At 46.6% G+C, this 12075-nt stretch carries 11 protein-coding genes; 5 read left to right on the top strand and 6 right to left on the bottom strand.

Annotated features, from left to right (window positions below; translation table 11 throughout):
* Positions 1 to 831: an aKG-HExxH-type peptide beta-hydroxylase gene (locus R2R28_RS26950; protein ID WP_316828763.1), complete on the top strand. Its 831-nt coding sequence runs from the start codon at positions 1 to 3 to the stop codon at positions 829 to 831.
* Here R2R28_RS26950 and R2R28_RS26945 read toward each other — a convergent pair.
* The 3 genes from R2R28_RS26945 to R2R28_RS26935 all read right to left on the bottom strand — a co-directional run bounded on the left by R2R28_RS26945 (position 785) and on the right by R2R28_RS26935 (position 3918).
* Positions 785 to 1525 (bottom strand): hypothetical protein, encoded by a 741-nt coding sequence (locus R2R28_RS26945; protein WP_316828762.1) that lies wholly within the window; start codon positions 1523 to 1525, stop codon positions 785 to 787. The genes R2R28_RS26950 and R2R28_RS26945 overlap by 47 nt on opposite strands.
* Before the next feature lie 3 nt (positions 1526 to 1528).
* Positions 1529 to 3130 carry an AAA family ATPase gene (locus R2R28_RS26940; protein ID WP_316828761.1) on the bottom strand — a complete coding sequence of 534 codons (1602 nt, stop codon included), beginning with the start codon at positions 3128 to 3130 and terminating at the stop codon, positions 1529 to 1531.
* A 515-nt stretch (positions 3131 to 3645) separates the two neighbouring features.
* On the bottom strand, positions 3646 to 3918 hold the full coding sequence (locus R2R28_RS26935) for a helix-turn-helix transcriptional regulator (RefSeq protein ID WP_316828760.1): 273 nt from the start codon (positions 3916 to 3918) through the stop codon (positions 3646 to 3648).
* Between the two features lie 296 nt (positions 3919 to 4214).
* Between R2R28_RS26935 and R2R28_RS26930 the strand changes: the two genes are divergently transcribed.
* From R2R28_RS26930 to R2R28_RS26915, 4 genes are all read left to right on the top strand, one after another.
* Positions 4215 to 4364 (top strand): hypothetical protein, encoded by a 150-nt coding sequence (locus tag R2R28_RS26930; protein ID WP_316828759.1) that lies wholly within the window; start codon positions 4215 to 4217, stop codon positions 4362 to 4364.
* A gap of 259 nt (positions 4365 to 4623) precedes the next feature.
* The gene (locus tag R2R28_RS26925; RefSeq protein WP_316828758.1) at positions 4624 to 7602 is read left to right on the top strand and encodes a SusC/RagA family TonB-linked outer membrane protein; all 2979 of its coding nucleotides are present in this window, start codon (positions 4624 to 4626) and stop codon (positions 7600 to 7602) included.
* 11 nt (positions 7603 to 7613) lie between these two features.
* Positions 7614 to 8993, top strand: a complete 1380-nt coding sequence (locus R2R28_RS26920; RefSeq protein WP_316828757.1) for a RagB/SusD family nutrient uptake outer membrane protein — start codon at positions 7614 to 7616, stop codon at positions 8991 to 8993.
* Positions 8983 to 10332, top strand: a complete 1350-nt coding sequence (locus R2R28_RS26915) for a TlpA disulfide reductase family protein (RefSeq protein ID WP_316828756.1) — start codon at positions 8983 to 8985, stop codon at positions 10330 to 10332. The genes R2R28_RS26920 and R2R28_RS26915 overlap by 11 nt, the downstream gene beginning before the upstream one ends.
* 42 nt (positions 10333 to 10374) lie before the next feature.
* Here R2R28_RS26915 and R2R28_RS26910 read toward each other — a convergent pair whose 3' ends face one another.
* The 3 genes from R2R28_RS26910 to R2R28_RS26900 form a co-directional block, all read right to left on the bottom strand.
* Positions 10375 to 10656 (bottom strand): hypothetical protein, encoded by a 282-nt coding sequence (locus R2R28_RS26910; RefSeq protein ID WP_316828755.1) that lies wholly within the window; start codon positions 10654 to 10656, stop codon positions 10375 to 10377.
* Positions 10657 to 10689: 33 nt separating this feature from the next.
* Positions 10690 to 11163, bottom strand: coding sequence for a MauE/DoxX family redox-associated membrane protein (locus R2R28_RS26905; protein WP_316828754.1), 474 nt, complete (start codon positions 11161 to 11163; stop codon positions 10690 to 10692).
* A gap of 129 nt (positions 11164 to 11292) precedes the next feature.
* A complete protein-coding gene (locus tag R2R28_RS26900; protein WP_316828753.1) occupies positions 11293 to 11871 on the bottom strand; it encodes a hypothetical protein in 579 nt (192 codons plus the stop codon).
* Positions 11872 to 12075: the final 204 nt, after the last annotated feature.

Here is a 12075-nt window from a genome sequence, read left to right as displayed (position 1 = left end):
TTGGAATTGATTGAGCAGGTAAGCAACTTCTTAAACAGACCGATGCCTCTATGGGAAAACGGTCTGACTTCGTTGCTTGTTCTGGACAAATCGCAACAGCTTAATTTAATCAAGGCTGACTATAATATTGAAAATTGTGTGCTAAGGCAAGTGAAAACCAAAGCTTTGATTTTTGACATTGCCGGAACCGAAATAAAAATTGAAGCTCCAACGGATACGCTGAATAATTTTTACGATAGTCATGGCCTGGAACCTTTAAGCGAATTGCTAATTCATAAATTAGGCGTTGATACGAAAATCAGCGATACTTTAAATATGCTGGCATTGATTCCCGCTATCTCTGACTTTTTGAAAAACATCGTTAAGACCATCCAAGTAATCAGGCCGGAAAATGAAGAGACTGACATTAGTTACAGCCACCCGGAGATACCTTTTTCCATTTTTGTATCCGTTTGTGAGGCATCATCTTTGCGTTCCACTTTGAGGGTTGCTGAATCAATATTACATGAAGCCATGCACCTCAAGCTGACGCTTGTTGAAAATATCCTCCCTTTGATTCAACCGTTTAGCGGTAATGTTTTTTTCTCACCGTGGCGTGACGAAAAGCGTCCTGCCCGTGGTGTATTGCACGGTCTGTTTGTGTTCAGAGCTATATTAGATTATTTTACCACGATAATAGATAGGCCTGAAGTAAAACCGGAACGCCCCTATATTGAAAGTAGAATTGCTCAAATAAAAACTGATCTTTCGCAGTTGAAAGACTTTGCTTCTTGCATTGACTTAACTAAAGATGGGGCCATCCTGACAAAAAATCTATTGCCATCGAGCTAAACTCTGAATGAGGTTCAACATAAGCTCGTAATTCGTTAATGGCATCGGCAACAAGAGGTTCATTTTCAGTATAGCCATCCTTTAGTGCTTTCTCAACAAATTCTTTAAGTAACTTCAAAATCTTTAACCGGCTTCGCCTTGCTTCTTCAAATTCTGGACTCCGAAGACTGAGCAACTGAATTGTGCATTTTCCTTGCAATGTCGAGCCAACAGGTTCATCACCAACAAATTTAATATGATCTCTTGGATCATCAACGGCGGGATCAATTAATAAAGGAACTTCAATACGTGTGTCCAGATGACTAAAGTTCCGTTGAAGTTCGTCTACTAACGGAAAAAAATTGCGTTTAAAACTTCTATTAATGGTCGTTTTGCATAAAAATAAGTTTGACCAGGTGTAAGCCAGCCAATAGTACCCAGGCTTATAACTCATTCCCGAAGGCCATTCGTCAACTTGGCCTTTTGGCCTGTAATGTTCTACATCCGAATCGTCGCCTACAAATTTGGCTTCGCTGAAACAGCATTTATTATGCTGATCAGCGCGGAGGGTCGTTTTTACACCTACAGATTTATAAGCAGCAGTAAATTTGAAGTCTCTCTTGGCCGCGGCATATTGAGCAAGCAATAAAGCTAATTGCCGTTTATTACCACGTACTAAACCGATTGGAATTGGTCCTTTAACTATCTGAATCATGAATTACTTTTTTGATTTGAATAGTTCAGACATTTTTTCCAATTTCTCAAATAGCCGGAGATCTTCCTTACTGTCAGTTATTTTCACCGGCAGATCATCTAATCTTTTATTTAGCCTTTTTAACTCTCGTTTATCTTTCTCTGTGCGTACTTCTTTATCAAGAATTTCCCGCCGTTTATTGATATCAGCTTCGGTATCTAAACTCCGCTCACTGGAAACACCAAACAGATCACTGGTCGCGATTTGTCCAATACGCCAGCCTTGCACTATTGCAGGTTCATTCTCAATACGCACATTACCGTCTGTTTCATTTATCACGCATAAATTCTCTATTTCAGAATCTTGAGCCATAAAGGGACTATGTGCGGTGCAAATAAATTGGGTGTTTTTAAAATGGTAGGTTAGATCCTGCCTGATTTGTCTTTGCCATTTGGGATGCAGATGTAAATCGATCTCATCTACTATAACAACAGCAGGCTCGTGCAATGGATTTGTGCTATCAGGGTTTGTCCACAGCATTCTAAGTGCAAGGTCAACCATCCAGGCAAGCATAGTTTGGTAACCAAGGCTTAAATTGCTTAGCGCTACTTTTCCATAAGGCGTAATAATCTCAACCAATATATGATTTGCGGAACCATCGTCATTTAAGGGAGAGTGAATGATAATGTCATCAGGACTCTTGATAAAAAGTAGCAAATCTGACAAGACCTGTTTAACTTTTTTAAGCAATTTAGTCGCCTTTCCTTTCCTCTTTTTTCTGATCGAGGCGGTATCCAATATGCTTAACAGCTGTTCTGCATCATATAAGTCGGACGAATCGGAAAATAAATTGAAAATTGGGTTTTTGAGTTCAAATTTATCAAAATTCTTTAGTGCCATATGACGACTTGCGCCGTAAGCAAACAAATTCGGTGAATTGAACTCTGTAAGATTACCAAGAATTGGGTCTATAGTTTTTACCTCACCTGCGACCTTTTCAAAGGTCATACCGATCGTTACCAAGTCATCATCGGTGGGAGATTTCCGAAGCTCAACACCATTAGAAAAGACCGCCTTAATTTCAGATTTAATGTCTATTCCTGACCTCAATAGCTTTTCGTACTCAGCATTTTCTTCAAAGTCATCCATTAACGGCTTGATTTTAACTTTTAGGTCATTATCCTCGTTTGGAATTAGCTCGATTTCTTCTATAGTGAGGCCGGTGACTTTCATAATTTGCTCCGTAGGAGCGCCAGCCTCAATCAATTGTTTAACAGCGGCCTTCAGCTTATCCTGTTCCTTTTTCGGAGCAGATTCAATTGCTTTTTTGGTCAGGCCGATAGCGTCCATAATATCCTCTATTGGTAAGCCAGCCTCAATCAGTTTTTTAGCCGCAACCATTAATTTATCCTGCTCCTTTTTCGGTGCTTGAACCGGTGTCATCCAAGCGAGACACTTTAATAACGTGGTTTTACCAATTCCGTTATCGCCTAAAATTAAAGTCCAGGGTGATATGTTTCCCTTACTGTCTTTCAAATCCAGTATCTGTTTACCACTGAAACATTTTATATTTTCAATCTCTAAGGACGAAAAATACATGGCTGGCTTTTTAGGTTTAATGGTCATTTTATCTGGCTATATGTTACGATTTATCAAAGTAACTAATAACTTTTTATGGTCTGACATTTTAAGAAGATTTAATACTAATAAAAGATAACTTAACAACCATTTTCACCAATGTCCTCAAAATTTAGTCGGATAGTGATAGATATTATTCCATCGTATTGAAAATAATTATAAAAAGGCTTAGCTATTTTAGATGATGGCCGGAGTCAAAGATTCTAAGTCTTCTAGCCTAAAAGCTCTTATATAACGGCAAAATTTGTTTTTTGACTCACAGAAGGAATTACGAACTAGTTTTGAAACCGTAAAATTTTGCTCCGTTACGGTTGTTATAATCAGCAGGCTTCAATCAGTCGCATACCCTGTATGTCGGCTTTGGTGTCTAGGCTAATAAAATGATGAATTTAAAAAAAACACAATCAAAAGGTGCGTATCGCCGATCAGCTTTTTGAGAAAATTTAAACAGAGAAGAAACACATATTAGGTTTAAACGTAATAAAAACTACATTTATTAATCATTAAATCTCAATCTTATCATAGTCTTCGTTAAAAAATTCAGAAAGCTTGTATCCAATTTTATCTAGAATCTTAATTAATGATGTAATACGTAAATCTTGAGAGCCAGATTCATATTTACCATACTGCGCCCTATCAAGTTCATAATAATGGGCAAATAAATCTGAATTTCCGAATCCCAGACCTTTCCTTATCGCTCTCAGCCTCAAACCAATTTTTTTAATTTCACTTGGTAACAGTTCCGATTTACGGTTTTCATTCAATGCTTTTTCCACCTGAGCTAAGCTGATAAAAAAGAAAAAAATATTTTACTCTTATTTAAGAGTATTTACTATATTTGATTAATAATTAAGGTATTAACGAAGAGTCTCTCTTGACAAATTCTCACATAATTGGAGCAGAGACAATAGATTAATGCCTGTAGTGATATTTTGCGTATTTTCGTACGCACTATAGCGCTACGGGCTCTATTGTAATTCCATGTTCCAGGCCGTGAGAAGCCAGTCAAGGTGGTATTTAGAGCCCAGCTATAGTGCTTTCCATACCAAAGACTCGTATCAACCATACGAGCATGAAAAGAAAAAACAATCAGGCAACCCACCCTACATCAATCCTACTGGTGAAAGGCATTGCCCTGTCTTTTCCTTTCCACACCCCAAAACCCCATCCCTTCTACTCCTTTAACAGGCTTTACGCCCTAAAACCCAAAAACCCCATTTAGCTTTGGCATAGTTCTGCCCTTCCGATTGCAACAGGTTCTTTAATAATGTACCGGACGGGCAGACCTATGCCACAACAACAATCAGATCAACCCAAGCCAATCACCAGACCAAAAAATTAAACCATAAAACATAACATACTAAATAGGCCTTATAGACCAGGCGGGACCGCCACGTTCATCGGTTAATGATTATTTCAAGCATGGCCCCCGTCCTGGTTTTTTAGCAAACAGTAGTTAATCAACAACTAAGCAAAACCACATGAAAAAAACAATAATATTTATTGTCCTGGCCGCGCTTTGCCCAATATTCCGTCTAAGCGCCCAGACAACCACCCAGATCAACGGTCGCGTCGTCACAGCAAGTGATGGCAAAGCCCTGCCCGGTGCCACCATCAGCATCAAAAATTCAAACACCACCGTCCAGTCTGCAAAAGACGGCACATTCACTCTGCTTGCCAAGACTACTAACGGAATTTTAACTATCAGCTATACCGGATACCAAAGCCAGGAAATTGGTTTCAATAGCAATGCAAAAACACTTGAAATCAAAATGCAGGAAGCAAACAATTCCTTCGATGACATCCAGGTTATTGGCTACGGTAAAACCACCAAAAAACTCAACACCGGTTCAGTCTCTTCAATAAACGCCAAACAGATCGCCGACCAACCTGTGATGAATGTCCTCTCCGCCCTTTCCGGGAGGATGCCGGGCGTTTTTGTACAGACGACCAACGGGCTTCCAGGAGGAAATATCAATGTCCAGATCCGCGGCAAGGGATCCATACTGGCCGGGACCGACCCGCTTTATATTGTGGATGGCGTTCCCTATGAGAGCAGTCCGCCGAACCGCTCAAACGACCAGCAGGTGACCGGTTATATTGGTGGTACGGCGAGCCCACTGAACAACCTAAACCCCTCGGACATTGAATCGATCACCGTGCTCAAGGACGCCGATGCCACCTCGATATATGGCAGCAGGGGAACCAATGGGGTGGTGCTGATCCAGACCAAAAGGAACAAAGGTGAGGAAACAGATCTCAACATCAACCTGAACCATGGCCTGAGTATGCTTGCACAAAAGCCATCGCTGATGAACCTTAAAGAATACCTCTCGCTGCGCCGCGAGGCTTTTGCTAATTCCGCCCGAACACCTTCTACTGACCCTTCCTCCACCGATTATGCACCCGACCTTACCCAATGGGACCAGGACAGATCCACAGATTGGGCCGATTATGTACTGGGTGGCACCGCCAGATCCACAGACTTGCAGGCCAGAATCTCCGGTGGGGGAAAAACAACCAGTTTTTCGCTCAGCGGAAACTATAGAAGAGACGGCGCTATCACCATCGGCAAAAACCGATTCGAGCGCGGCGGGCTCTCCGCAAGCCTGACCAACCGCTCGGCGGATGGACGTTTCACGATGAACTTGATCGGGCAGCTATCCTCGATTTCCTCCGATCTGGCCAATACAGCCAGCTCGACAGGAGGCAGTATTACCCTTCCCCCGAACTATCCGGTCTACCTGCCCGATGGGAGCTATAATTGGATTACCCTTTCCAATATAGATGCCTCGGCACTGGCGACAGCGAAGAACAGGACTGGTAGCCAGACCGGCAACCTTTCGCTTATCTACAAGCCAATCGAGGATCTTAACATCAAACTTTCCGGCGGCTATACCCAGTCGCGTTACGCCCAGCGGCTGATCAACCCCAGCAGATCACTGCGGCCCGGTTTGATCAACAATACCGTGTTCGGCACCAACCTTTCACGTTCGGTGATCTTTGAACCGCAGGCAGACTATGCGATCAGGAAAGGCCGCTCCAGACTGAATCTATTGATCGGAGGGACCTACCAGGACCGCACCAGCGAAAGGGAACTGCTCCAGCTGGGCAACTACAGACTGGAAAGCCTCATGGAAGATTTTGCCTCCGCGGGAACGGTTGATGTGCGGCAGCGAGCCGATCTCCGCTACCGGTATTTATCCGCATTTGCACGGGCAACCTATACGCTTTCGGACACTTATATCCTCAACGCTACGGTTCGACGCGATGGTTCTTCCCGCTTTGGCCCGGGAAACCGTTTCGGGACTTTCGGCTCAATCGGCGGAGCAGTGATCTTCAGCAACCTTCCCTTCGTCAAACAATCCCTTCCCTTTCTGAGCTTCGCCAAACTCAGGGGAAGCTACGGCAGCACGGGCAATGACCAGATCGGGGACTACCAGTACCTGTCTACCTATAGCAGTCCCGGTACTAACCTTTATCAGGGCACCGCAACCCTAGCCCCCAACCGCATCAGCAATGAGAACTTCCGCTGGGAGACCACCTATAAAAGTGATATAGGACTGGAGCTGGGATTCTGGAAAGACCGCTTGATGCTCTCGGCCGATTACTATTCCAACAGGAGCGGCAACCAACTGGTACTCTATACCCTGCCGGCCTCGACCGGATTCAACAGCTACCAGGCGAACCTACCGGCCGAGGTGCTCAACCGGGGATGGGAATTTTCTCTGAGCGCTGAAGTACTCAAAAGCAGCAGGCTGAAATGGCGCAGCAACTTCAACCTTACCCTCCCAAAAAACAGGCTCCGCTCGTTCGAGAACCTGGCTTCTTCGAGCTATGCACTGCTGTATGAGATCGGCTATGATATCAGCCGCATTTCGGGATACCGTTATCTGGGTCCGGATCCCCAGACAGGCGCCGCACGCTATGCCGGGCAGGACGGAAACCCTTCTGCCAGTCCTTACAGGTACTTTACCCTCGGCAAACTAACACCCGACCTTTATGGCGGATGGGGAAACAGCGTGGAAATGGGAAAAATGGAACTGGAGCTATTTGTGCAGTTTGTCAAAAGCGAATCCCGGGGCGGGCTGACCGGCACCCCGGGCAGGACCGCCTACAACACCTACCGCTTGGTAGAAGATCGGTGGAGCGCGGAGAACCCGGGCGCTCTTTTCCCCCGGGCATCGCTGGCGCCAGACAATCAGATGGCGCTATCTTCGCTGAACCTTTTTGATTCCTCCTACCTGCGGCTGAAAAACATCGCCCTGTCCTACCGTTTTGGCGAACGCGAATCGGGAAAACTTGGACTGCGCAGCTTGAGGATATACGCCCAGGTGCAGAACCTGCTGACCCTATGGAACCGTTCGGCGGCCCTACTTGATCCCGAGTCCTCCTCGATATCCGCAGCCAGTACTCCAACGCTCCGATCAGTCAGCGTAGGCATACAGATCAACCTTTAAACCAAGAAAACATGAAAACAGCACCTATCATTATCACGATACTTTCCATAATGGGCATCATGGGCAGCGCCTGTAACAAGCTGGTAGAGATCCCGGCATCCAAAAGCCAGATCGAGAGTACGCTGGTATTTTCCGACAGCGCCACGGCCACTGCTGCCCTGCTTGGCGCATACCACCTGGTGGGAACAGCTTCCAGCTCAGTATACCCGGCCATGAAAAACCTGTCCCTTTACAGCGACGAATATGCCTTTACAGCAGTCAGCACCGATATCAACGCCTTTCAGCAAAGCCAGGTTGCCCCGGCCAACAATGCCAACTCCGGGCTATGGAACAACCTTTATGCGGTGATTTACCGCTGCAATGCCGTGATCGAAGGGGTCTCGCACAGCGGGGGGCTGAGCATCCCAGCCAAAAGCCAGCTGGACGCAGAGGCCAGATTCCTAAGGGCATTCGCCTACTTCTATCTAGTCGGCTTTTACGGGCGGATTCCCCTACTCCTCTCCACTAATGTGAACGAAAATGCCCGCGCCCTGCAGTCCGCTCCAGAGCTGGTATATGACCGGATCAGCGAAGACCTGCAGTCCTGCAAAACTGCGCTGCCAGCAAGCTATACCGGGCAGGCCAGGGTGAGGGCCAACCGATATGCCGCCTCAGCCCTCCTTTCGCGGGTATCACTTTACCGGGGACGCTGGGCAGAAGCCGCTTTGGAAGCGGACGGAGTCATCACCTCCGGCCTTTACCTGCCGCTTCCTGCTATAGAGGGTACCTTCCTTACAGGATCAAAGGAGGCCATCCTGCAGTTCTGGAACGAGACCGGAGTAGTCGCAGATGCCACAGCCGTTCTTCCCGCCTCCACTACGGTAGTACCACAGTACACCCTCACAGCCCCCCTCCTGCAGAGCTTTGAGCCCGGCGACAGGAGAAAAGCGGCCTGGACGGCCACCAACACCTTAAACCAAGCCGGAACAACCATCGCCTACACCTATCCTGCCAAGTACCGTAACAGGACTTCAGGAGCCGCTGGCACAGAGTACGTTATGGCGATCCGACTCTCAGAAATCCTGCTCATCAGGGCCGAGGCCAGGGCCAATATGGGAGATGTTGCTGGCGCGGTATCCGACATTAACCAGGTACGCGCCCGCGCTGGACTTGGAGCCTTGGGCACCCAGATAACTGCTTCCGATGCCCTCACAGCGGCAATGAAAGAGCGCAGAGTAGAACTGTTTGGTGAATGGGGCCACCGTTTGCTGGATCTCCGGCGAACTGGAGGGCTGGATGCTACCCTATCGGGGATAAAGCCAGCCTGGATCCCCGGTGTATCGTCCCTTTTGCCAATTCCTTTAAACGAAGTAACCTATAATCCTAACCTGATACAGAACTATGGCTATTAAAAACATTATATTCCCCTTGCTTTTAATGCTGCTGTGCACCGGTGCCGCTGCACAGCAAAAAATCCGCCCCTTGCAAATCGGCGACCGGCTGGAGGACAGGTCACTGGAGGGTGTACTGAACCACAAAGGCGGCAGCGGTAAACTCTCCGCGTTATGGAAGGACGGTCTTTTGATCATTGATTTCTGGGCCACCTGGTGCGTTCCCTGCATACGTGAAATGCATGAACTCGATTCGCTGAAAAAACTTCCCGGAGCCAGCTTCAACGCCCTGATGGTCACCGGCGAAACGCCCGGACTTGCCTCCGCCTTCCTCTCAAGGCAAGGGCTTGAGCTTACATCCCTAGTCATAGTGGCCCGCGATACACTACTACGGCAGCTTTTCCCCCACCGCCTAATCCCGCACAACGTCTGGATAGACCGCACTGGCACCGTTCGCGCGATCACCGGATCAGAAGAAGTCAGTGCAGCTAACATCGCCCATTTTCTGGCCGGGGAAAACATAAGGGCTACTGAAAAAAAGGATAACCTGAACTTCAGTGCACTCGAAGAATTCCACCTGGGCGACAGTTCCTTCACCTACCGCTCGATCATCTCTCCAAACATCAACGGAATAAGTGGCGGGATGTTCATCGACCTCCAGCAGCGAATGGTCAAACGCGCCTTTCAGTACAACGCTTCCATCGGTCAGCTGTACTGGTCGGCCTATAGCGGGATAAATGGAAAACTCAGGCGCAACCTGATCGAAATCCACACCGCGGATCCCACAAGGTTCTTTAATCCCGGTAAAAATTCCGGAACCGTACTGGAGAAAAGTGGCTATGCCACGATGGAGGAATGGATCAAAAAAAACACTTTCTGTTACGCTCTAACGCTACCGCGCCGTGTTGCCGACACTACTTTTGGAAAGTACATGAGGGAAGACCTGGACAGGCATTTCGATATCCACTCAGAAATTAGTCCAAGGAATATTCGCTGCACGGTCGTGACCCGAAAAAAAGGCTCGCCGGTCAGCCCGTCTACTGCGAACCCGGGGCAGGATAAATCGATAGTTTCGGCCAGCGGAAACCGGATCATTTTCACCAACTGCAGGATCGCGGATGTGCTGGACTGGGCCTTCCGCTATTTTGATGCCGACTACCTTCCACTGCCCTTTGCGAACAGCGTACCTGAGCATCGGGATCCTCCCTTCGATCTGACCCTGGACTTCGCAAAAGGTCCTGCGGACCATTCCCGGCCGGCAACAGTCAGTTATTTTAAGCAGGAACTGGAAAAATTGGGTTTTGTATTCGCCGAGAGAATGCATAGTTATCCTGTACTGGTACTAAGCGACAAAAAATAAAAAAAGGGGCCGGAAAATCCGGCCCCTGACATTGCTCAACTATTAGTTGTAGTTATAGAAAAGGGAGGGTGTACTCTGTCCGTCAAGGGTTCCCTCAGCACACAGTTCATTGGATCCGTTACAGTCTTCCGGGTAAGGATTAGCCTCTGTTCCATCGGTCTCAGAGCCGGTGATGGGCTGACCGGTGGTCCTATCTATTTTCACCCAATGGTAAACTGCCTTTTTATTGGCAGAAAATACACTTGCGATGTCAGCAGCAAAGGCTCCTGTTACACTGGCCATTAATGCAATGCCCAGAATTGCGGTTTTAAGATTTGTTTTCATTTTGTTTAAAATTTAAAAGGTTTAAAAAATTGGTTATTTATATATACTCCGCGGTGAATATACTTTTGGAAAAATCCTGGACCATAAAAATGGCAACACGGAAATCAGCATAAAAAGAGCATTAAAGGTTAAATGCTGCCGCCATCCGAGTTTCGAAATTAAACCCCCACAGGTACATGGAAGGCTTAACCCGGATAATAGCATTACGGCAATATAGACCATAAAGGAAAGCAGTAACAAAAAAGATAACCATAGGCCTGCCTTCTTAAATCGTTCAGAAAATAACAAGCCAATTAAAGCAAGCTCAGTTACAGGAACAAGAACTCCCAATAGCGGTGCTAAGCTTTTAATCAGTGGCACTGGTGCCAATTGCATCTGCGCTACAAAACGCCCGTAATCTCCGAGTTTGGAAAAAGCTGCGTATCCCCATAGCAATACCAGCAGGCTTGCGGAAAGCAACAGAAGCAATTCTTTAAAATCGAATTTGGTTTTATCTTTAATATCCATACCCAATCGCTTTCCGTTTTTAATATTCTGCGGCGAAAAGCCTGATGCTAATCTCGCGAGTTATGAAACGTTTTAGCGCAGGATTTTGCCTAGAAAGCTTGCGACAATTGCCGCATTTTGAAATGTAAGTTAAAGGCCCCGAAGAAAACGATGAATACCATTGTCCTTGATCCCAAGAAATGAAGCGATGTCCTTAGCCTTCGCCCTAAGAAAAATCCCCTTATGCTCATGATAATACCTGCTGACCATTTCAGCATGTTTTAAATTGACTAAATCCGATATATGGGCAGCCCTCGCCGCCTGGTGACGGTAACGAAGCGTCTCGATCAACACCGGGCCTTCCTGGAAATTCTGTATCAACAATGCAAGATCCATACGCGATAATTCCAAAAGAACCGTTCCCGCGTAGGCCTCGATTTCGATCAGGCTCGGCAGCCCAGCAAAAAAACCCGGGTGGGCAAACACAAAATCACCTTCATACCAGAACCAGGAAGTTCTTCCCGTAACGGTGTCCGCTGAAGAACTGATCTCCCGCACCAGGCCACTCACTACAAACCATATTTGCTGCTGTACTTCCCCTTCCCTGAGCATGTTTTTTAAAGCGCCGACTTCCCGCTGAACAATCAGGGGTTTTAAAGCTTTTTCAAACATCCCTGATATTGGGCACAGGCGATCCAGCACCTGGAGCAGTTGCCCAAAGTATTCCATACTGACCATAACTTAAATAGACTATACACCCGGCCAAAAAAAGGGAGCCCGTAAGCTCCCCCTGCGTATCCATAGATCCAATAGGATCCGTTTAAAGAACGATGGCCGAAATGATCGGTTAAAAATTGATTATTTCAGCGGTCAAGGTATGCCCAGAAGGAGTAGAAAAGCCACTTTATTATAGGAAATTACCTAACCACTATA

Source organism: Pedobacter miscanthi (genome assembly GCF_032678605.1).
GTDB lineage: Bacteria > Bacteroidota > Bacteroidia > Sphingobacteriales > Sphingobacteriaceae > Pedobacter > Pedobacter miscanthi_A.
This window is presented reverse-complemented; position numbering and strand designations above follow the sequence as displayed.